Origin of the sequence: Mesorhizobium sp. LNJC405B00 (assembly GCF_000502615.1) — a bacterium.
GTDB lineage: Bacteria > Pseudomonadota > Alphaproteobacteria > Rhizobiales > Rhizobiaceae > Mesorhizobium.
Genome location: NZ_AYWC01000003.1, coordinates 146,761 through 167,236 on the forward strand (window position 1 = coordinate 146,761; position 20,476 = coordinate 167,236).

The window sequence follows — 20,476 nt, forward strand, 5'->3', positions numbered from 1 at the left end:
TGTAGCGTTGACAACCATGGCTCCGCTGCTCGCGGCGCGCGGGGTGTCGAAGTCTTTCTTCGGCAACCCCGTCCTGCGCGACGTTTCAATCGCTCTCCAGCCGGGCCGCGTGCATGCGCTGCTCGGCGAGAACGGCGCCGGAAAGTCGACCTTGATCAACCTTTTGTCCGGCGCCTTGAGACCGGATGGCGGGACGATCGAGGTCGATGGAAGCGCGGTCTCACGCATGACGCCAGCTGTTGCGCGGCAGGCCGGCATCGCCGTCGTTCAGCAGGAACTCAGCCTGACGGCCAGTCTTTCCATCGCCGAAAATGTTGGTCTCGGCGCCTATCCCAAACGGTTCGGCCTGATCGACTACCGCGAACTCGCTGCGCGGGCGAGGGCCGCATGCGAACTTGTCGGGCTGCACGAGCCGCTGTCGACGCCGGTCGGGCATTTGTCGCTCGGCCGCCGCCAGATGGTGGAGATCGCCAAGGCGCTCTACCGCCGGCCGCGCGTGCTCATTCTCGACGAACCGACATCGTCGCTATCGGCAACCGAAACCAAAATCCTCACCGATCTGCTGCAGCGGTTGCGCGGCGAAGGCATCGCCATTCTCTACATCTCGCACCGACTGAACGAAGTCATGGCGCTGTGCCAGCACGTCACCGTTCTGAAGGACGGCACCTGCACGGCCGACCGCACCCTGGAAGGCACCGACGCCGCCGGGTTGGTTCGGCTGATGGTCGGCCGCGATCCCGGTGATCTTTTTCCGCAATGGCAGCCTTCCAGTTTGCCTGCCGACGCTATCTCTGTCCGAAATCTTTCGGCCGGCCTGATGCGCGACGTCGATCTGGATATCAAAACGGGCGAAGTGCTTGGCATTGGCGGCCTGGTCGGGCAAGGGCAGGAAGATCTGCTGCTCGGTCTCTACGGCGCCATTCCGGCACGGACGGCGTCGGCGACCGTCAACGGCGCCTCCGGCCTGCCCGGCGGCGTGCCGAAAGCCAACGCGCTGGGGCTGGCCTATGTGCCCGCGGATCGCAAGCGCGAGGGCCTGCACCTGATCCATCCCATCATCACCAACATGATGCTGCCCGCCTTTGCCAGGCTGCCGGCGCTGAAGCTGCGCAGCCGCCGCGCAGAGCGCGAGACGGCCAAAAGCCTTGCCGCCCAACTCGGCATCAAGGGTCACCTCGGCCGGGCGGCGCAGGCTCTATCGGGCGGCAACCAGCAGAAGGTGGCGCTGGCGAAATGGATGCCGAACGACCCGTTGGTGCTTCTGCTCAACGATCCGACGCGCGGCGTCGACGTCGAAACCAAGCGTGAGATCTACATGATGCTTCGCAATTTCGCCGCCGCCGGCAAGGCGGTCGTGCTGCTCAGTTCCGACACGCCCGAACTCGTGCACGTTTGCGACCGTGTAGCCATCGTCCGTGAAGGCCGCATCGTCACCATGCTGGCGCGTGGGGCGCTGAGCGAGGAAGCCATCGTCTCCGCCGCGATGGGCGCCGAACAGCGGAAGGTTGCGGCATGAACACATCTTCCTCCGCCCGGCAGACCGGCGCGCTCTACTGGCCGGTGCAACTGCGTCGCAATGTCGGCGTGCGCAGCCTGTTTGCCGTCGTCCTGGTGTTTCTCATCGCCTATGGCGTCCTCTTTCCGGGTCTGTTCACGGCGTCCGGCTTCGCCAAATTCACGCAGAGCTGGTTTCCATTGGCTCTGGTCGCGATGGCGCAGGCCATCCTGATGCTCACCGGCGGCATCAGCCTGGCCATCGGCGCGACGGTCAGCTTGGGCGCGGTCATCGCCGCGACGACGATGGCCGGGCCGCTGGGCGTCGCCGGGGGCACTGCCGCGGTGGCGCTGACGGGCCTCGGCATCGGGGCGGCGACCGGCTTCATCGTGGTACGGCTTCGGCTGCCGGCCATCGTGGTGACGCTTGCCGGGTCGTTCATCATCGGCGGCGCCGCACTGCTGATCCTGCCGCGGCCCGGCGGCGCAATCCCGGCGTGGCTGTCCGACCTGCTTGCCGGCAACACACCGGCGGCATTCGTGCTGCTGGTGGTCATCATTCTCCTGTGGAAGCTCTATCTCGCCACGCCGCTTGGCTTGAGCCTCTATGCCGCCGGCGAGAATCCGGTCGGCGCCTATCGCTCCGGCGTGCCGGTCGACGGCGCGCGCATTGCGGCCTATGCGATCAGCGGTCTGCTCTCCACCGGCGCCGGCTTGTTCGTCGCCGCACAGACCGGTTCGGGCGACCCGGTCATCGGCGCCGCCTTTACCCTGAACTCGATTGCCGCTGCGGTGCTCGGCGGCATCGGCTTCCTCGGCGGCCAGGGCACGATGCGCGGCGCGCTTGCCGGCAGCCTGCTGCTCAGCCTGATGATCAGTGTCATGTTCTTCCTCGGCTTCACGCCGGTCGCACAATATGTGGCCCAGGGCCTGATCATCATCGGCGCGGTCGCCATCCCGCAATTCCGCAAGGCACAGCAATGACAGCATGGAATGACAGCGCGGGCGGCAAACGCGCCCTGACGGTCCTGCGCAGCCGGCCGTTTCTCACCGTTGCCATCGTTGCCGCGGTCTGGATCGTGGCGAGCTTCGTTTCGCGCGGCTTCGGCGCTTATGGCCATCTGCGCTATCTGGTGGAGCTCGGCGCCGTCATCGGCCTGGTTGCCGCGGGCCAGACTTTTGTGGTGATCGCCGGCGGCATCGACCTTTCCGTCGCGGCCATCGTCACGGTCAGCGCCGTCAGCCTGCCGCTGCTGTCGTGGCAGGTGGATCCGACCGGCATCACCGCCATTCTTGCCGTTCTGGTGCTGACCACGGCAATCGGCCTGGTCAACGGGCTCGGCGTCGCTTTGCTGCGCGTCCACCCGATGATCATGACATTGGCCATGGCGACATTCCTGCAGGGTCTGTTGATCATCATCGCCGGCGGCAGCGCCGTGACCGCCGAGAACCCGCTGGTCCACTGGCTCGGCAATGGCCGGCCGGCCGGCATTCCCGCTGGCGTATTGTTGTGGGTGGTCGTCTCGGTGATCGTGCTGACCACGATGCATGCGACATCGCTCGGCGCCCGGATTTTCGCCATGGGCGCCAACCCGCTTGCCGCAGCGCTGTCCGGGGTTCCGGTCACGTCCACGACGCTTGCGGTCTACGGCATCAGCGGCTTCTGCTCGGGACTTGCCGGCGTGCTCGTGTTGGGCATGAACGGACAGGGCTATGTCGGCATCGGCGATCCCTATCTGCTCGCCTCGATTGCCGCCGTGGTCCTCGGTGGCACCTCGATCCTCGGCGGGCTCGGCACCTATGCCGGCACCATCCCCGGCGCCATCCTGCTGGTCACCATCACCGCGCTGATCACCGTCGTCAACGCATCGCCCGGCTGGCGCAGCATCCTGTTCGGCTCGCTGATCCTCGGCCTGCTGCTGCTCTCAGGCCGGGAGCAGGCGCGCCGATGACACATCGTCGAGCCGATAGATGCGCCTTGCGTTGCCGAAGAACAGCGCCGTCTGCTCGTCGGCGGAAAAGTCCACTGTGATGGTTTTGAAGCCGTCATATATGTCATCGAACGAGGCATGCAGGCCGGCGACCGGAAAGTCGCTGCCGAACATGGCGCGACCGGTGCCGAAACAATCGATGCAATGCAGGACGACGGGCTCCAGACTGTCGAGCGTCCAGTCATGATCGTAGGCGACCAGATCCGATATTTTGATGGCGACGTTGTCGCATTGCGACAGAAGCCGCAGCCCGTCGCGCCACACCTGCATGCCATCGGCGTCGCGGTCGATCGGGCTACCGCAATGGTTGAGCACGAATTGCTGGTTGGGGAAGGCCCTGGCAAGCCGCCCCGCGTCGGCGAGCTGGCGCGGAAACACCATCAGGTCGAAGGCCAGCCGATGCTGGCCAAGCAAGGCAAGCCCGGCGCGCCAGGCCGGATCGTCCATGATGCCGTCACGGGCCGCAAAACGGCGGGCAGGGTCGGGATCCCAGCTCAATATGTCGCGCACGCCGGCGACGCGCTCGAACGCGGCTTGCGCTTCGATCAGCGCAGGCGCCTGGCGATCGGCGAGCGGCACGTGAACGACATAGCGGGCGGCGACGCCGCGCGATTTGTCGAGTGTTTCAAGCCAGCGCGTTTCTCCGATGCAGTCGCCATTCGCCCAGCCGGCTTCGACATGGACGGTCGCGAGGACATTATGCCCTATGGCATCGCGCGCATAATCCCCGGGCAGATAGTTCCGCCGCAAGGGGCCAAGCTCGCCCAGGCCGCCGCGCTCGCCGGCCGTGGCGGCGAGCCAGGGATGCCGTCCCAGTCTGAGATCCCAAAGATGATGATGGGCGTCGATGATTGGTCCGGCGTAAGGTTCTGGCACGTATCTTTCTCAGGCTGTGACCGGCGATCGATCCTGGCTTCGTTCTGCGACGGTGAAAGGGTTAGCATCGCATGACTGAAAACTCACCGGTTCCAGCCCTTTCAGTGCGCGAAAATTTTCGGCTCGACGACCGCATCCGCGGCGTGCCTCCCGGCACAACCGGGCTGGACAGCAGCCTTGTCGCGGCCGAGCACTGGCATCCCGCCGATGGACGCATGGCGCTTCCGGTGCTGACCCTCGACGAGGCGGCCTTCTCCGCCAATCGCGACCTGTTCCTGCGCTATGCGCGCGAACACAATGTCGCGATCGCTCCGCATGCCAAGACGCCGATGGCGCCCGACCTTGCCCGGTCGCTGGTCGAGGCCGGCGCATGGGGCACGACGGTCGCCGACATCAGGCAAGCGACAGTGATGCTGAAGGCCGGCTTGACACGGCTGATCATCGCCAATGAGGTTGGCGGAGCCGGCGGCGCCAACCGGCTGGCCGTGCTTGCTGGTGCCTGGCCGGATGCCGAGCTCTATGTCTTTGCCGACTCGGTCGACGCCGTGAACGCGCTTGCCGAGGCTTGGCGCGCCAATGCGGCGCTGCCGCCGCTGCGCGTGCTGGTCGAACTTGGTGCGGGCAGGGCGGGCGCCCGCACCACCGCGCAAGCCGAGGCCATCGCCGATGCGATCACGGCTGCCGGCGGGCGGCTGCTGATCGCCGGCGTTGCGACCTATGAAGGGGCGGCGGCGCAACCCGAGCCCGGTCGCACCGATGAGGTGATATCCGGCCTGCTGGCAATGACCGCCGATATGTTCCTGCGGCTGCGTGCCCGCGTCGGCGGCGACGCACCGCTGATCGTCACAGCCGGCGGCTCCGCCTTCTTCGACAGAGTGGTTGAAGCACTTTCGCCGGTGGTTTTCAGCGACGGCAACGCAACGCTGGTGCTGCGCAGTGGCGCCATCTTCTTCCACGACCACGGCACCTATGACCGTTCGCTCGGCGCCCTCGATGCCCGCAAGGGTTTTGCCATAGGCGGCATCAGCGCTTCGGCGCGGCATTCCTTTCGCCCTGCGCTACGCCTGTGGGCCGAAGTGCTGTCGCGGCCTGAGCCCGGCCTCGTCATCTGCGGCATGGGGATGCGCGACGTGTCGTTCGACCAGGGATTTCCAACGCTGCTCACGGTCTTCCGCGCCGGGAAGCCGTCGCCGATGCCCATCGCGCGCGCCGAGGTGGTCAAGCTCAACGACCAGCATGCCTTCCTGTCGATTGCGCCGAGCGACGACATCGCCGTCGGCGACGTCATCGAATTCGGCATCTCGCACCCCTGCACCTGCCTCGACCGTTATCGTGTGATCTTCGGGGTCGACGCGACCGGCCACGTCCGCCACGCTTTCCCCACCTGGTTCGGCTGACCAGATCCCCGAAAAAGAGAACCTCGAAAGGATTCGATATGATCAAGTATTTTCAGTCCGGCTCGCGCATGTCGCAGGCAGTCGTCTATGGCGGCCTCGTTCACATAGCCGGCCAGGTGGCCAACGATCGCAAGGCCGGCATCGAAGGCCAGACCAGCGACGTGCTTGCCAAAGTCGAGGCGCTGCTGGTCGAGGCCGGCAGCAGCAAGTCGAAGTTGGTGGCGGTCAACATCTTCCTGCCGCAGATCGGTGATTTCGAGGCCATGAACAGCATCTACGATGCCTGGATCGATCCTGCCCGCCTGCCGGCGCGGGCCTGCGTCGAGGCGCGGCTTGCCGACCCTGATCTGCGCATCGAAATCACCGCGGTCGCGGCGGTCTGACCATGCACACCGGCCTCGCCCACACGCTCGATTTCGACCGCGACGGCAAGACGCTCAGCCATCTAAGCATTCCGTTCTCGATCGATCGCTCGCCCTACTTTCAGGTCAAGGTGCCGATCTGCCTCATCCGCAATGGCGACGGCCCGTCACTGCTTTTGATGGCCGGCAATCACGGCGACGAATATGAGGGCGAGCTGTCGCTGGCAAAACTGGCGCGCCGGCTCGATCCGAAGCGGATCAAGGGCCGCATCACCATCATGCCGATGGCCAATGCCCCTGCGGTGATGGCCGCCAAGCGCTGCTCGCCGCTCGACGGCGGCAATCTCAACCGGGCCTTTCCCGGCGATCCCTCGGGAACGCCGACAAGCCGGCTCGCCAATTTCCTTGAGACGGAGCTGTTCCCCCGTCACGAGGTCGTCTTCGATATCCATTCGGGCGGCACGTCGATGGAGCATCTGCCGACCGCGCTGGTCGAACGCAACGCCGATCCCGAGCGCCACCGGCGTGGCGTCGAGCTGATGCGCAAGCTCGGCATGCCCTACGGCTTTATCGCTGACAACGGCCAGGCCTCGCCAACCTCGATGGGCGCAGCGCGCCGCGCCGGCGCCGTCGGCGTCAGCGGTGAGTTCGGCGGCGGTGGCACCGCAACGGTCGATTCGATGGCGATCACGGCCCGCGCACTCGACCGTCTGATGATAGCAATGGGTGTGGTCGGCGCGCCGGTTCTTGGCGCTGGCGAAAAGCATTCGGCGCCGACAAGGCTGCTGTCCCTGTCCAGGCACAGCCAGGGCCTCTATGCCACCCGCCGCGGCTGGTTCGAGCCCGCCGCCAGGCTCGGCGACAGTGTCACTTCAGGACAATTGGCCGGCTGGTACCACGATCTCGAGCGGCTCGATGTTGCCGAGGAGGCCCTACATTTCGCCGAAAGCGGCTTGGTGCTGTCGCGCCGGCTGCACACGATGTGTGAGGCGGGCGACTGCCTAATGCAGGTCGCAGAGCCGGTCGACGGCTGAGCCAAACCCGGATCAGGCAGAGGATATTCCATGCAGCAACTGTCCATGTGGACCTATCCCTGGGACATCCAGGATCTCGGCCTGGAGACGGTCGAACGTGATCTTGTCGGGCGCGCCGGGCTCAACATGATCAGCCTGGCGACATCCTATCATGCCGGGCGCTTCCTGCAGCCGCGCAGTCCGCGCCGCAAGGCCTATTTCCCTGAGGACGGCACCATCTATTTCAAGCCGACCGCAGCGCGCTGGGGAAGTCTAGCCATCCAGCCCAAGGTGGCTGACGTGATCACCGAGGGCGGCGACGTGCTCGGTCAGCTCATCCGCCGTCGCGACGCGGGCGGACTAGGCGTTTCGTGCTGGACGGTCTGCCTGCACAACACCCGCCTGGGCATGCTGCATCCGCAGGCCGTCACCCGCAACGCCTTCGGCGATGCCAATTACTACAATCTCTGCCCGTCCCATCCCGATGCGCGCGCCTATGTCCGCGCGCTGATCGCCGACATCTCGCACAGCTACCGGCCGGACGGGATAGAACTTGAAAGCCCGTCCTTCATGGGCTTTGCCCATGAATACCATCACGAGAAGGACGGTGTCGGGCTGACGCCGGAAGACGATTTTCTTTTGTCTCTGTGCTTCTGTCCGTCCTGCGTCTCCCGTGCGGCAAAAGCCGGCATCGATGCCGAGGCGGCGAGCAAGCTCACCAGGCAATGGATCGTCGAGACCTGCGAGCGTGCGGTGCCTGAGCGGCGCTTTCCCAATTTTCCCGCCTGCGGGCTCGACGCCTTTGCCCCATGGCCGGAACTCCATGCCTATCTCTTGTGGCGATTCGAGCCAGTGACCAGCCTGGTCGCCGAACTGCGCGAGGTAGCCGATCCCACGACGCGGGTCGTTATTATCGATCTGAAAGACGGCTGGCTTGGCGGTTGCGATCTGGCAGCGCTGGGCAAGGTCTGCGACGGGGCGATCCTGTGCGCCTACGACATGCAGGCCGGCGATGTCGCCAGCCTGATGGCGGCCGGCCGTGCGGCACTGGGCGCGGACAAATTCCTCGGCGCCGGCTACCGGCTGTTCTATCCGGAAATGGCCCGCCCCGACATCCTGGCGGCCAAGGTGAAGCCGGCGCTGGCGCCCGGTGTTGACGGCATCAATTTCTACAATTACGGCCTCATTCCAGCCGCGCGGCTCGACTGGATCGGCGCTGTTCGGCGGTCTTGAGCCAGCCGGCCAATGCTCGTCGGCCACGAGGCGTTGAGGCCGGATTCGCGGGCGAGCGCTGCCAGGTGAATCAAATCAGCGAAACCTGAAGCGATCCATGATGTAATCCGGGTAGGCGTCCATCGTGTCGAACAGATCGAACAGGTCAGGGGTCTCCGCCAATATTCCTGACAGAACCAGCACCGTGGCCACGCCGGCAGCAAGTCCGCCAGCGATGTCGTGTTCGACACTGTCGCCGACGCAGACCACAGTGCTGCGGTCTGGATTGCCTGCCAGCGCTAGCGCGGCGCCGAATATGGCGGGGTAAGGCTTGCCGATACGCGTGACGCTACCACCGAGGTCCTCGTAGAGATCCGCCAGCCGGCCGGCGCCGAAGCGCGGCCCCACTGCCGTCAGCATGATCTTGTCAGGGTTGGTGCAGAAGCATGGCACCTGCCGCACCGCAGCCGGCGCAAGAAGCCGGCGATAGTGCTCGAGATCGTAGCGGTCGCCCTCGCTGGCCGAAATCAGCACCAGCCCGGCATCGTCACCGTCCTTGGTCAATGCGAAGGGCAGACCTTCGATCGCCGAGCGGTCATCGTCGCGGCTTATCAACAGGCATTTCGTGTTTGGCAGTAGCTTTCCGGATACCGCCATGTCGTGGAAGAACTCCCACGCGACCTCGCCGGAAGAAACAAAATGGTCCCAGCTTCCCGGTTCGAAGCCGAGCTTTAGCAGCCGGCTCTCGTTGGGCCCCGCCCGCTTGCCGGAGTTCGAGATCAACACAATGGTCTTGCCGGCGCGCTTCAGCGTCGACAGTGCTTCCACCGCCCCTGGATAGGGGCTGGCGCCGTCATGCAGCACGCCGAACTGATCGAGCAGGAAAACATCATAGCGCTCGGCCAGCTGGTTGACGCCGTTGAGGTGTTCGACTGTTTTCGCGCTCATAGAAGCCCCGCCGCGCTTGCGCCCGTCAGCGCCAGTCGCGCCGTGCCGGCGGCGGCTTCGTCCGAAAGTGCCGGCAGGAAATCAACACCAAGTCTGCGCCGCCGGATCGCCGTCCAGGCGGCATTCGCCGCACCGCCGCCGACGCTTCTGACCGACGTCAGCCGCGGCGCGCCGAGCTCGGCGAGCCTGTCATAACCGAGCGCCTCGATCGCGGCGATACCCTCCAACATGGCTTTCAGATAGTCGGCGTCCTCCACCGGTCGGGGCACAAGACGCGGCGGCAGTGCCGGATCGGCGATCGGAAAGCGTTCGCCTGCAGTGGCAAGAGGATAGTAGTCGAGGCCGGTCTCGGTCATCGGGTCGATCGCCATGCTCAGCTCGACGATGCGCGCCAGAGGGAAATGTTGTGTCAGCACCTTGCCGCCGGAGTTCGATGCTCCGCCCGCCAGCCAGACATCTCCAAGCCGATGGCTGTAGATGCCGAAGCGGGGCGCCGAGATAGGCCGGTCGGACAGGATCTTGACGGTCAACGACGACCCCAGCACGGTGACGCCGTCGCCCATTGCCGCGGCACCTGTCGCCAGGAACGAGGCGCAGCCATCGGTCGTTCCGGCGACGACGGCGATTTCGCGCGGTAAGCCGAACATATCCGCGGCATCCGCGGTTAGCTTGCCGACGACATCGCCCGGCCTGACGACGCCGGGCAGCAACTCCATGCGCATTTCGGTGGCCGCAATCCAGTCCGGCCAGCAGCGGGCCGTGATGTCGTAACCGGTTTTCAAGGCATTGTTCTCGTCGCTGACATCGAAGCGACCGGAGAATTGTCCCGCGATCCAGTCCGCCTGATGCAGCACCGCGGCAACACCGGGCGTGCGCTGGAACCAGAGCGCCTTGGCGAGACCGGACGTCGCCCCAAGTGCGGCACTGGTCGCTGGGGCTTCGCGAGCGATCGCGACCAGAATGGCGTTGTCGGCGACCGTATCGTTGTACATCAGCGGCTCGGCCAGCGGCCGCCCGGCGGCGTCGACCGGCAGCAACGTACCTGAAGTGCCGTCAACAGCGATCGACCGGACCGCTGTTCGGTCGATGCCCGAAAGCAGTTCCGCCAGCGCTGCGCCGACCGCTGACCACCACACTGCAGGGTCGCGGGCATTCCGGCCAAACAACTCGAGCGAAACGGCGGAACGCGCGGCAATGGAAAAATCTGGACGCATGGCGACCGCGCGCGCGCCGGACGTGCCGATGTCGATGCCTATGGCAAGCGGCGTGTCAGCGGCTGGCGGCATTGAGTTTCTGTCGATACTTCTCGGCGTCCCAGTTGACCAGTTCATCGTTCTCGGCGGCGGTGAGGTAGTTCAGCCGCGCTGCAATGTCGATGCGTGCCGTCACGTCGGCAAGGCAGCGTTGCATGGCGTCGGCGCCGGCACTGGCGTCGCCGCGCATCAGCACGCCCAGCCCGGGAAACAGGATCGCCACGGGCTTTGCACCGCACCGCTCGATGACGCGCGGCACATCCTCACCGGGCTTTGCCACCACCGACCCCCGACCCAGAAAGATGACGTGATCGGGGTAGAGGCTGCCCCCCGACGCCATGCGGCGGCTTTCGGGATCGATGGCTACCGCGTGCGCCTCGACTTCCGCCGGCAGCCTGTAACCGGTTTTCCCGGCCAGCGCCGCCAATCCCGCAACATCCGGTTCCGCCACTTGGCGCGCCGGCCGCGCCAGAAGCAGCGTGACGCGGCGCAGCAGCACTTCGGCCTCGGCGACGGTATCGGCCGCGACGACCAGCCCGTGATTGGCAAGGATCAGCACGTCGACCCCAGCCTGAAGCCGCTCGGCAATACCCTGGGCAAGCGGCAGGCCTGGCCGGAAATAAGGAACATACACCCATTTGAGACCATCAAGGCGTCTGGCGGCTTCCACCTCGCAATTGGCCTGTACCGCCAGCGAAATGGTTTCGACGCAATGGACATGCAGGACGACGCGCTGCGGCATCAGCGCGTGAACGGTGGTTTCAATCGAAGGGCGCAGGCGCCGGGCGTTGAGCGTCTCGATGGCGAAGATCTGCGGCTGGTCGGCGGCGCTGTCGCGCTGTTCGACAGCCCTGAGCAGCGGCGCCATGGCCACCGGCACCATGATATCTTCGGAGAGCGCATCCTTCAGCCATGTGCCGGAAGCCTTGATCCACAGCGTGTCGCCGGCTTTTAGCGAGGTGTTGCCGCCGGCGGCCTGGGTCAGGTTTGGATTGCGCCCGATGCTGGCCGAAAGCGCCCGCAAGGCAGTCATTTCCTGCGCATCCGCATAGGTCGCCATGGCGCATTTCCTCTATCAGCTCCGCCAGCCTCGCAGCTTCGGATACCCGTCGTGGGATGTTGATGTGTATCGCAGATGCGAGCGACTTACGTCAATGATGATCTAATTTCATCAAAGGTTCTTGCAATCGGAAAGATGCTGAGTAAGTTACGTCAAATGCCGCGGCAAAAACGGCTCCTGGGAGGAAAAACGATTGAGCGACTCCGGCCGCCAGCGTCAGATCGTCGAGTTGCTGCGGGATCGCCCCTTCGCGTCGGTGCGCGAACTGCAGGAGCAGCTCGGCGTGTCGGCGGCGACGGTGCGGCGCGACATCGACAAGATCGACGAGGCCGGTGAAGCACGGAAGGTCTATGGCGGCATCTCGGCGCTCGACGGCGCTTCACAGGCGGGTGTTGCCTATGCCAGGCCCTATGACGAGAACCGCGACCTCGCGGTCGAGGCCAAGCGGCAGATCGCCGCTCTCGCGGCCACGATGGTGCGCGACGGCGATGCGGTCATCGTGCATGGCGGTTCGACCTGCTTCCACCTTGGGGTCAAGCTGGCTGAGCGCAGCATCCGTCTCTATACCAATTCGATGCCGCTCGCGGCCTATCTGAGCGACCACGGCCATTGCAGCCTGACCGTTGCCGGCGGCGATCTGCATCGTGAGCCGGGCATCATCCATTCACCGACCCAGGCGGAGCCGTTCTACGCATCGAAGTTCTTTCTCGGCGCCCAAGGCCTTGGCCAGGAGGGCGTGCTGGAATCGCACCCCCTGCTGGTCCGCTCCATCGCCGATCTCAGCCTGTGTGCCGACCAGATCGTGGTGCTGGCCGACAGCCGCAAACTGTCGATCCACGCCCGTAACATCGCGCTGCCCTTGTCGCGCATCGGCACGCTGGTGACCGATGACGGCCTGTCCGACGTCGACGCGCGCATGCTGGAAGACGCGGGCGTCATGGTGCGCATCGTTTCGGTTTCGGGAGCCATCCAGTGAAGATGGCCGTCCTCGATTTCGGCAAGACCAATTCGAAGCTGTTCGTCTTCGCTCAGGACGGGCGCATCGTCGACGAGCGCCGGACCCGGCCGAACTGGATGCGCAAAGATGGCTTCAGCGTGCTTGATGAGGCAGCACTTCACGATTGGGCGGTTCGCGCCGTTAGCGAGGCCGCCGACATCCATGGCGTAGAGGGCGTGATGGTGTCGGGCCATGGCTGCACCTTTGCCCTGGTCGACGAGGCGGCGCTAACGCATCCGATACTCGACTACGAGCAAGAGCCGCCGGCTGATATTGCCGCGCAAATAGATCGCCTCGTTCCGGATTTCACCGAGACCTTCTCGCCGCGATTGCCGCTCGGCTTCAACTACGGTCGCCACATGCTGTGGCTACAGGCGGTGCAACCCGGTGCATTCACGGCCGCGAAATCGATCCTCGGCTATCCACAATACTGGAGCTGGCGGTTTGGCGGCCGGGCGGTCTCGGAAGTGTCCTATCTCGGCTGCCACTCGCATTTATGGGCGCCGCGCAAGCGCGACTTCAGTTCGCTGGTCGACATCGAGGGCTGGCGCGACCGGATGCCCGCTTTCGAGCGGGCGGGCTCGGTTATCGGCGAGCAACGCCTCAGCGACACGAAGCGGCGGATCGCCATCCACAATGGTGTCCATGACAGCAATGCCGCGCTCCATGCCTATCGCCGGCAGGAGCTTGGCCCGGTCACCGTCGTCTCGACCGGCACCTGGGTCGTCGTGCTTAATCCGGATTGCCTGCTCGACGCGCTCGATGGCCAGCGCGACATGCTGGTCAATGTCGATGTCGACGGCGGCCCTGTGCCGACCATCCGCTTTATGGGCGGGCGCGAATTCGCCACGATCAGCGACGGCTGGCAAGGCGCGATCGCGCCGGCGACAGTGCAGCGGGTGATCAACGCCGGCAGCATGGCGCTGCCGAGCTTCGCGCCGGGCGGCCCAATGCCCGGCCGCGCCGGCAAATTGGTCGGCCGCATGCCAAGCGCCGAGGAACGCGCAGCCGTGGCGCTGCTCTACGTCGCGCTGATGGTCGACCTCTGCCTCGACCAGATCCATTCGGACAACACCGTGATCGTCGATGGCGGACTGAACGCTGGCGGCCTGCTCGCCGGGCTAGTGGCGCAACTGCGTCCCAGCCAGGCCTTCCTGCAAGGGGCCACACTGGAGGGCAGCGAACACCGGGGCGGCGGCGCTGGCCTTCGAGACCGTCGGCCGCGAATTTGCCGCGGAAGTGCCGGAGCCCGTGCGTGCCGCAAGCTTCACCGGACTTGCCCGATATCGCGACACATGGCGTGGCCTCATCGGCGAGCAGGGCATCCCCCGCGCGGCAGCGGGAGGCGCACGGTGATCGTCGCTGCTCAGGCCGAAGTCACGCGCCAGCCAGTGCTGGAAATGCGGCACATCTCGAAGACGTTCGGGCCAGTCCGCGCCTTGCAGGACGTGTCGCTGACCGTCCATGCCGGCGAAGTCCATGCGCTGATGGGTGAAAACGGTGCCGGCAAGTCGACTTTGATGAAGGTGCTGTCCGGCGCCTATCGGCCTGATGCCGGCGGCGAGATACTGATTGACGGCGTGCCGGTCGCCACCGGCGACCCGATCAAGGCGCGGGCTCACGGCATTGCGGTTATCTACCAGGAACTGTCGCTGGCGCCCAACCTGACGGTCGCGCAGAACATCTTCCTCGGCAATGAGCCGAGGCGTTTCGGCATCGTCGACCGCGACCAATGCTACCAGCGCAGCAATGAGATCATCAAGCGTCTCGGCGTGTCCTTCTCCGCACGGGCCCACGTTTCCAGCCTGTCGCTCGGCGAGCGTCAGCTGGTCGAAATCGCCCGCGCGCTTTCGACCAGCGCGCGCATCATTGTCATGGACGAGCCAACCACCTCGCTGACCTCGCGCGAGACCGACCGTCTGTTCGAGGTCATCGCGACGCTGAAGTCGCAAGGCATCGCCATCATCTACATCAGCCACCGCATGGAAGAGGTCTACCAGTTGGCCGACCGCGTCAGCGTGCTGCGCGACAGCGGCTATGTCGGCACACTCGAGCGCGCCGAGCTGAACGCCTCGCGCCTCGTCTCGATGATGGTTGGCCGCGACCTGTCGGCTTTTTACAGGAAGGATCATCGCCCGCCGGACAGCAAGCGCGCGGTCGCGTTGTCGGTGCGCGGCATGGCAGACGGCAATCTCCTGAAGAACTGCTCCTTCGAACTGTACAAGGGCGAGGTGCTGGCTCTGGCTGGCCTTGTCGGCTCGGGCCGCACCGAACTCGCGCGACTGATCTTCGGTGCCGACAGACGCATCGCCGGCACGCTGGAACTCGACGGCAAGCCAGTAACCATCGGCTCGCCAAGCGAGGCACTGAATGCCGGCATCGCCTATCTCACCGAAGACCGCAAGGAACTCGGCCTGTTTCTCGACATGTCGATATCCGACAACATCAGCATGGGCGTGCTGGCTAGGGATGCGCGGCCCGGCGGCTTGCGCGATTTCAAAGCCGCCGAGAGACGTGCTGCCACGGCCGTTTCGGATCTCTCCATCCGCACCAGGTCGGTACAGGCCAATGCCGGTTCGCTGTCGGGCGGCAACCAGCAGAAAGTGTTGCTTGCCCGCCTGCTCGAGACCGAGCCGCAAGTGGTCATCCTGGATGAACCGACGCGCGGCGTCGATGTCGGAGCGAAGTCGGAAATCTACCGGCTGATCGACAATCTCGCCAAAAAGGGCATCGCCATCCTGATGATCTCCAGCGAACTGCCGGAGGTGATCGGCGTCGCCGACCGCGTGCTGGTAATGCGCGACGGCACGATCGCCGGCGAGGTGACGGCGTCCAAAGACCAGCCGCTGCGCCAGGAAGCAATCATGGAACTTGCAACGGGAGCGGCCAAGGGATGACCGACAAGGCGACCGAGATCAGTGGCCAGGCTGTCGGCAGGAGCCGGCGGTTGCGCACCGCCTTCGCCGCCCTTGGCATGCTGCCGATCCTGATCCTGCTGGCGGTCGGCTTTCAGTTGATGAACGCGCGCTTCTTCACCCAGACCAATTTGCTGATCGTCATGCAGCAATCGTCGATCAACATTGTGCTGGCAGCGGGCATGACCTTCGTCATCCTGACCGGCGGGATCGACCTGTCCGTTGGCTCGATACTTGCCGCCTCGGCGATGGTGGCGGTGATGGTGTCGCTGGTGCCTGATTGGGGACTGCTGGGCGTGCCGGCGGCCATTCTCGTCGGCCTCGGCTTCGGCGTCATCAACGGGCTGCTGATCGCCTATATCAGACTGCCGCCCTTCATCGTCACGCTGGGGTCGCTGACCGCTGTGCGCGGCGTCGCCCGCCTGCTCGGCCAGGACACCACGGTGTTCAACTCGGACCTGCCGTTCGACTTCATCGGCAACGGTACGCTGTTCGGCATTCCCTGGCTGGTCATCATCGCCTTGTCGGTCGTGGTGCTGTCCTGGCTGGTGCTCAAGCGCACCGTGCTCGGCACCTGGATCTATGCCGTCGGCGGCAATGCCGAAGCGGCGCGGCTGACCGGCATCAAGGTGCCGCTGGTGCTGCTCTTTGTCTATGGCGTTTCCGGCCTGCTGGCCGGCCTTGGCGGCGCCATGTCAGCGGCCCGGCTCTATGCGGCCAACGGGCTGCAGCTTGGGCAGTCTTACGAACTCGACGCCATTGCCGCGGTCATTCTCGGCGGCACCAGCTTCGTCGGCGGCGTCGGCTCGATCTGGGGTACGCTGATCGGTGGCCTGATCATAGCGGTGCTCTCCAACGGGCTTATCTTGGCCGGTGTCTCGGACATCTGGCAGTACATCATCAAGGGATTGGTCATCATCGTGGCAGTCGCCCTCGACCGCTACAGGCTCCAGGCAGGAGCGAGAACGTGATTGACCTTGGTCGCCGGCGTAAACGACCGGTTTGTGTAACGCACCGTGAGAGGCGCGGGGCAATTGGAGGAAAGCAATGAAGACCATCGCTAAACTGCTCTGCGGCGTCGCACTCGCGGCTGCCGCCATCGCGCCCGCATCGGCCAAGGACCTCAACAAGGTCGGCATCTCGGTCGGCCTGCTCGGCAACCCCTTCTTCGTCGCCACCATCAAGGGCATCGAGGACGCGGCCAAGAAGATCAACCCAAAGGTCGAGGTAACCTCAGTGTCGGCCGACTACGACCTCAACAAGCAGGTCTCTCAGGTCGATTCCTTCATCGCCGCCGGGGTCGACGTGATCATGCTCAATGCGGTCGATGCCAAGGCGATCGGCCCGGCGGTGAAGAAGGCGCAAGCAGCGGGCATCGTCGTTGCCGCCTTCGACGTCTCGGCGCCAGGCGCCGACGTCACCGTCATGACCAACAACGTCAAGGCCGGCGAAGAGGCCTGCCAGTATCTGGTCGACCACACCGGCGGCAAGGGCGACTACGTTATCCTCAACGGCCCGGCGTCGTCGTCGATCCTGGAGCGGGTGAAGGGCTGCAAGGACGTCCTTGCAAAACACCCCGACATCAAGATCCTCTCCGACGACCAGAATGCCGAAGGCTCGCGCGACGGCGGCCTGAAGGTCTTCCAGTCGCTGCTCACCCGCTTCGACAAGATCGATGCGGTGTTTGCCATCAACGATCCGACGGCGATCGGCGCCCAGCTTGCGGCCAAGCAGCTCAATCGCTCGGAGTTCATCTTCACCGCAGTGGATGGCGCTCCCGATATCGAGAAGGAACTCGCTTCCGGCACCTCGATGATCAAGGCCTCGGCTTCGCAGGATCCCTACGTGATGGCTGGCCAGTCGCTGACGATGGCGGCTGAGCTGCTTGCCGGCAAGAAGCCGGCGGAGCCGACCGTGCTGCTCGACCCGAAGCTGATCACGGCCGAGAACCTGAAAGACTACAAGGGCTGGACCGCAGCCCGCTAAGCCTCCCAAGGCCGATGCGGCCGGGGCAACCCGGCCGCATCTCAATTCCAGAAACGGGAGACGATCATGTCGCGCATCGGTATTCATTCGTTCGTCTGGTCGGCGAGTTCGGCGCAAGGCGACCTCGAACGCACGCTGGCCAACACCAGAGAGGCCGGCTTCGACCTGATCGAGTTCTCCTATCTTGACCCGGCCAATGTCGACGTTGGCGGGTTGGCCAGGCGCATCGCCGACCTCAAGCTCGGCGTCGCGATCAGCATCGGCCTGCCGGCCGACGGCGACATTTCGAGTGCCGACAAGGCGGTTGCCGCGCGCGGCGTCGAGATCCTCAACGAGACGATCGCGCTCACCCGCGATCTCGGCGGCCAGAAAATTGGCGGCATCCTCAGTACCAGCCACGGCTTGCAGACGCAGGCGCCGACGCGCGATCAGTGGAACCGCAGCGCGGGGACACTTGCGAAGGTTGCGGAGACGGCCAAGTCCGCCGGCGTCACGCTCAATCTGGAGATCGTCAATCGCTTCGAAAGCAATCTGCTCAACACCGCTTCACAAGGCCTGGCCTTCATCGCGGACACCGGCTCCGACAACATCTTCCTGCATCTCGATACCTTCCACATGAACATCGAGGAGGCCGATGTCGGACTGGCTATCCGCCATGCCGCTGACAAGATCGGTTATGTCCATATCGGCGAGAGCCATCGCGGTTTCCTCGGCACCGGCAATATCGACTTTGCCGCCATCTTCGATGCGCTGACCGCAATCGGCTATAGGGACGACCTCAGCTTTGAATCCTTCTCGTCGAAGATCGTTGACGAGAACCTGTCACGGAAGACCGCGATCTGGCGCAATCTGTGGGCCGACAATATGGAACTGGCCCGGCATGCGCGCGCCTTCATCGCAATCGGGTTGGAGACGGCGCAGCGGAAGGCAGAGCTTGTCGCATCGAGACATCGTCCTTAGCAGGAGCGCGCTGCCAAAGCGCCAATGTTGTCGTTCATCCGGCCCGCGCCTTACGTGCAAGGAATCGACGTCGGAGGCGCTGAGTGTGGCGGAGGCAGTCGAGCGGGGTGACGCTGACGAGAGCTTTCTGATTTTGGCCACGAAACGCAATAAATCAACATTTTCATACGCCCTCCGGGGCCATCCAATCTCCATACTGGACGGGGATGACGTTTGACACAGCGCGGCGGAAAGAAGCAGGATAGCTGATAGAGTCGACATCACATAATGATGTCACTATATAGCGGCGGCTTCGACCGTGTAGCTGTGGCGGTGTACCACGAAGCAGCAGAAAATGTGTTACGCGTTGTGATCCCTATTGTGATACAAATCGGCCGTCGACAGCAGGAAAAGATCGTAAGAACAACAGCATAGAGCCGAAGCCGATCCCGGCCAACGTACCACTCTATCAAACAATCAGAACGTGCTCATTGAACCCTTCCCTTCATTCGGCTCTTCGGACCTCCGACAAGATCAACTTGCCGGGCGAAGCCGACTCGGTTCGAATGGCAGCATGCATCCTTTACCGGGTGCGGACGTTTACGGTTACCAACCGGCATAGCCGCCAGGGAAAAGCAGTATGAGTGAACATGCGATCGAGTTCTTGCGCGGATGGATCGGTGAAAAGGTCCACTGCCAGCACTCGCCGGTAAAGATCGAGAAGCAGGCCGAGACCCTCGCCAAGGAGTGCGCGGCCAAGGCCGCTGAGGTCGGCATTCCGCTGGAAGATATCCAGGAAGAAGTCGGCGACATCCAGGAACTGATCGCATCGCGGCTCGAAGAGGCGGCCGAGGCCGACCAGAGCAACGCGGCCAAACCGTGACGCAACAGGCCTGGTGCCGCCAGGCCTTGTCCTCTATCCAAATCGATCTTTCAGCCAGGCCTTCGGCAGCGCCGGCACGAAATTGCCGTCGCGTCCGCTCATATCCTCATTGGCGACCATTGCATTGAGGCCTCCTCTACGCCTTGCGCCACCGCATCGAAGAACGGATCGATATCGACGTCCGGGATGTAAGCGACGTTTGCGGTTCGTCCCGATGGTGCAAGTGCTGCTTGCGGATTGGCGGTGGTGAAGGCCAGAAAAATGTCGCCCGAACTGTGGTAGCCGAAGCCGCCTGTCATGGCGATGCCGAGCGGCACGCGCTTTGCCAGCCGCTTCATCTGGTGCGGCAGAAATGGCGCATCGGTGGCGACGATGGCGATGATCGAGCCCTTTTCGGCACGCGGCGTGCCTTCGCGCATCGCCGGCTCTACCAGATCAGGCCCGACGCGGGCGCCGCGCAGTGTGAAATTGCGCCGCTTGCCGAAATTCGCCTGCACGAATACGCCGACCGTATGCCTGATGCCCTGCCACTCGACGATGCGCGATGCCGTGCCCGAGCCGGCCTTGAAGCCAAAGGCAATCATGCCGGTGCCGCCGCCGACACTGCCTTCCTCGATCGCTCCACCGGCGGCACCGTCGAGCGCGGCTTCGACATCTTCGAAGCCGACGTGATAACCGTTGATGTCGTTGAGGAAACCGTCATAGGTCTCCGCCGCAACCGGCAGGCCCCAGCCGCTGTCGAGCGCCGCCGGCAGCACGCGTTGCATCCAGCGCAGCGTGCCGTCGCGGGTGACGCCGCAGGAATGCGTGTTGGTGATCGTGACGGGCAGGTTGAAGGCGCCGACTTCCTCGATAATGTGCGACCCCGTCAACTCGCCATTGCCGTTCTGGCTGAAGACACCGGCAAACACCGGCGTGGCGAGCTCAGCCAACGGCCGCGGCAGGATGGCGGTGACGCCGGTGCGCACCGGCCCCGTGCCAACCTCGAGCAGACCCTCGCCGGAAATCAGCGTCGCATAGCCGACTGATACGCCGGGCACATCAGTGATGGTGTTGAAGCCGCCCGGCGTGCCCTCGAAGGCAATGCCGAAAGCACGGGCGCGCGGCTTGCCCGCCGGCGTTTGAAGATGCGGGTCATGTCCGGTCATGC

At 64.6% G+C, this 20,476-nt stretch carries 17 protein-coding genes and 2 pseudogenes; 14 read left to right on the forward strand and 5 right to left on the reverse strand.

The features are described 5' to 3' along the window. Positions 1-16 precede the first annotated feature (16 nt). Genes X756_RS157950 through X756_RS157940 form a run of 3 tightly spaced genes read left to right on the forward strand, consistent with a single transcriptional unit; the run spans position 17 to position 3,446 of the window. Positions 17-1,516, forward strand: coding sequence for a sugar ABC transporter ATP-binding protein (locus X756_RS157950; RefSeq protein WP_198020004.1), 1,500 nt, complete (start codon positions 17-19; stop codon positions 1,514-1,516). Further along, a complete protein-coding gene (locus X756_RS157945) occupies positions 1,513-2,478 on the forward strand; it encodes an ABC transporter permease (RefSeq protein ID WP_023710147.1) in 966 nt (321 codons plus the stop codon). Before X756_RS157950 ends, X756_RS157945 begins: the two co-directional genes overlap by 4 nt. Next, positions 2,475-3,446 (forward strand): ABC transporter permease, encoded by a 972-nt coding sequence (locus tag X756_RS157940; RefSeq protein WP_023748645.1) that lies wholly within the window; start codon positions 2,475-2,477, stop codon positions 3,444-3,446. The genes X756_RS157945 and X756_RS157940 overlap by 4 nt, the downstream gene beginning before the upstream one ends. Here the strand turns inward: X756_RS157940 and X756_RS157935 are convergent. Further along, positions 3,420-4,361 carry an amidohydrolase family protein gene (locus tag X756_RS157935; RefSeq protein WP_023729080.1) on the reverse strand — a complete coding sequence of 314 codons (942 nt, stop codon included), beginning with the start codon at positions 4,359-4,361 and terminating at the stop codon, positions 3,420-3,422. The two genes, X756_RS157940 and X756_RS157935, sit on opposite strands and share 27 nt — an antisense overlap. Positions 4,362-4,432: 71 nt before the next feature. On the opposite strand from X756_RS157935, the gene X756_RS157930 reads away from it, so the two are divergent. Genes X756_RS157930 through X756_RS157915 form a run of 4 tightly spaced genes read left to right on the forward strand, consistent with a single transcriptional unit; the run spans position 4,433 to position 8,366 of the window. After that, on the forward strand, positions 4,433-5,758 hold the full coding sequence (locus X756_RS157930; protein WP_031237912.1) for an alanine racemase: 1,326 nt from the start codon (positions 4,433-4,435) through the stop codon (positions 5,756-5,758). Positions 5,759-5,796: 38 nt separating this feature from the next. Further along, positions 5,797-6,141 carry a RidA family protein gene (locus X756_RS157925; RefSeq protein WP_023670576.1) on the forward strand — a complete coding sequence of 115 codons (345 nt, stop codon included), beginning with the start codon at positions 5,797-5,799 and terminating at the stop codon, positions 6,139-6,141. A 2-nt stretch (positions 6,142-6,143) separates the two neighbouring features. Next, positions 6,144-7,154: a succinylglutamate desuccinylase/aspartoacylase family protein gene (locus tag X756_RS157920; protein ID WP_023729082.1), complete on the forward strand. Its 1,011-nt coding sequence runs from the start codon at positions 6,144-6,146 to the stop codon at positions 7,152-7,154. A gap of 30 nt (positions 7,155-7,184) precedes the next feature. Further along, positions 7,185-8,366: a hypothetical protein gene (locus tag X756_RS157915; protein ID WP_031237916.1), complete on the forward strand. Its 1,182-nt coding sequence runs from the start codon at positions 7,185-7,187 to the stop codon at positions 8,364-8,366. Between the two features lie 75 nt (positions 8,367-8,441). Here X756_RS157915 and X756_RS157910 read toward each other — a convergent pair whose 3' ends face one another. Genes X756_RS157910 through X756_RS157900 form a run of 3 tightly spaced genes read right to left on the reverse strand, consistent with a single transcriptional unit; the run spans position 8,442 to position 11,606 of the window. Beyond that, positions 8,442-9,293 (reverse strand): TIGR01459 family HAD-type hydrolase, encoded by an 852-nt coding sequence (locus tag X756_RS157910; protein WP_023729084.1) that lies wholly within the window; start codon positions 9,291-9,293, stop codon positions 8,442-8,444. Then, positions 9,290-10,579, reverse strand: a complete 1,290-nt coding sequence (locus X756_RS157905; protein WP_031237918.1) for an FGGY-family carbohydrate kinase — start codon at positions 10,577-10,579, stop codon at positions 9,290-9,292. The genes X756_RS157910 and X756_RS157905 overlap by 4 nt, the downstream gene beginning before the upstream one ends. Next, positions 10,563-11,606 carry a class II aldolase/adducin family protein gene (locus X756_RS157900; protein ID WP_023729086.1) on the reverse strand — a complete coding sequence of 348 codons (1,044 nt, stop codon included), beginning with the start codon at positions 11,604-11,606 and terminating at the stop codon, positions 10,563-10,565. The genes X756_RS157905 and X756_RS157900 overlap by 17 nt, the downstream gene beginning before the upstream one ends. Before the next feature lie 193 nt (positions 11,607-11,799). Here X756_RS157900 and X756_RS157895 point away from each other — a divergent pair, with 193 nt between their 5' ends. The 7 genes and pseudogenes from X756_RS157895 to X756_RS157870 all read left to right on the forward strand — a co-directional run bounded on the left by X756_RS157895 (position 11,800) and on the right by X756_RS157870 (position 19,326). Beyond that, positions 11,800-12,582: a DeoR/GlpR family DNA-binding transcription regulator gene (locus tag X756_RS157895; RefSeq protein ID WP_023670570.1), complete on the forward strand. Its 783-nt coding sequence runs from the start codon at positions 11,800-11,802 to the stop codon at positions 12,580-12,582. Further along, positions 12,579-13,959 (forward strand): annotated as a pseudogene (locus X756_RS01000000165290) (FGGY-family carbohydrate kinase). Before X756_RS157895 ends, X756_RS01000000165290 begins: the two are co-directional and overlap by 4 nt. Before the next feature lie 44 nt (positions 13,960-14,003). Continuing rightward, a complete protein-coding gene (locus X756_RS157890) occupies positions 14,004-15,500 on the forward strand; it encodes a sugar ABC transporter ATP-binding protein (protein ID WP_050589234.1) in 1,497 nt (498 codons plus the stop codon). Further along, positions 15,497-16,489, forward strand: a complete 993-nt coding sequence (locus X756_RS157885) for a ribose ABC transporter permease (RefSeq protein WP_023710139.1) — start codon at positions 15,497-15,499, stop codon at positions 16,487-16,489. The genes X756_RS157890 and X756_RS157885 overlap by 4 nt, the downstream gene beginning before the upstream one ends. 76 nt (positions 16,490-16,565) lie before the next feature. Next, a complete protein-coding gene (locus X756_RS157880) occupies positions 16,566-17,504 on the forward strand; it encodes an ABC transporter substrate-binding protein (RefSeq protein WP_023670567.1) in 939 nt (312 codons plus the stop codon). A gap of 66 nt (positions 17,505-17,570) precedes the next feature. Continuing rightward, positions 17,571-18,464 carry a sugar phosphate isomerase/epimerase gene (locus tag X756_RS157875; protein ID WP_023729088.1) on the forward strand — a complete coding sequence of 298 codons (894 nt, stop codon included), beginning with the start codon at positions 17,571-17,573 and terminating at the stop codon, positions 18,462-18,464. Positions 18,465-19,083: 619 nt separating this feature from the next. Continuing rightward, on the forward strand, positions 19,084-19,326 hold the full coding sequence (locus tag X756_RS157870; protein WP_023670565.1) for a DUF768 domain-containing protein: 243 nt from the start codon (positions 19,084-19,086) through the stop codon (positions 19,324-19,326). Between the two features lie 33 nt (positions 19,327-19,359). Here the strand turns inward: X756_RS157870 and X756_RS01000000165295 are convergent. Continuing rightward, positions 19,360-20,474, reverse strand: a pseudogene (locus X756_RS01000000165295) (P1 family peptidase). Positions 20,475-20,476 lie beyond the last annotated feature (2 nt).

What these genes read in the sequence shown, in the direction of transcription:
- X756_RS157950 (WP_198020004.1), top strand. Translation starts at nt 17, where the DNA reads ATGGCTCCGCTGCTCGCGGCGCGCGGGGTGTCGAAGTCTTTCTTCGGC.
- X756_RS157945 (WP_023710147.1), top strand. Translation starts at nt 1,513, where the DNA reads ATGAACACATCTTCCTCCGCCCGGCAGACCGGCGCGCTCTACTGGCCG.
- X756_RS157940 (WP_023748645.1), top strand. Translation starts at nt 2,475, where the DNA reads ATGACAGCATGGAATGACAGCGCGGGCGGCAAACGCGCCCTGACGGTC.
- X756_RS157930 (WP_031237912.1), top strand. Translation starts at nt 4,433, where the DNA reads ATGACTGAAAACTCACCGGTTCCAGCCCTTTCAGTGCGCGAAAATTTT.
- X756_RS157925 (WP_023670576.1), top strand. Translation starts at nt 5,797, where the DNA reads ATGATCAAGTATTTTCAGTCCGGCTCGCGCATGTCGCAGGCAGTCGTC.
- X756_RS157920 (WP_023729082.1), top strand. Translation starts at nt 6,144, where the DNA reads ATGCACACCGGCCTCGCCCACACGCTCGATTTCGACCGCGACGGCAAG.
- X756_RS157915 (WP_031237916.1), top strand. Translation starts at nt 7,185, where the DNA reads ATGCAGCAACTGTCCATGTGGACCTATCCCTGGGACATCCAGGATCTC.
- X756_RS157910 (WP_023729084.1), bottom strand. Translation starts at nt 9,293, where the DNA reads ATGAGCGCGAAAACAGTCGAACACCTCAACGGCGTCAACCAGCTGGCC.
- X756_RS157905 (WP_031237918.1), bottom strand. Translation starts at nt 10,579, where the DNA reads ATGCCGCCAGCCGCTGACACGCCGCTTGCCATAGGCATCGACATCGGC.
- X756_RS157900 (WP_023729086.1), bottom strand. Translation starts at nt 11,606, where the DNA reads ATGGCGACCTATGCGGATGCGCAGGAAATGACTGCCTTGCGGGCGCTT.
- X756_RS157890 (WP_050589234.1), top strand. Translation starts at nt 14,004, where the DNA reads ATGCGGCACATCTCGAAGACGTTCGGGCCAGTCCGCGCCTTGCAGGAC.
- X756_RS157885 (WP_023710139.1), top strand. Translation starts at nt 15,497, where the DNA reads ATGACCGACAAGGCGACCGAGATCAGTGGCCAGGCTGTCGGCAGGAGC.
- X756_RS157880 (WP_023670567.1), top strand. Translation starts at nt 16,566, where the DNA reads ATGAAGACCATCGCTAAACTGCTCTGCGGCGTCGCACTCGCGGCTGCC.
- X756_RS157875 (WP_023729088.1), top strand. Translation starts at nt 17,571, where the DNA reads ATGTCGCGCATCGGTATTCATTCGTTCGTCTGGTCGGCGAGTTCGGCG.
- X756_RS157870 (WP_023670565.1), top strand. Translation starts at nt 19,084, where the DNA reads ATGAGTGAACATGCGATCGAGTTCTTGCGCGGATGGATCGGTGAAAAG.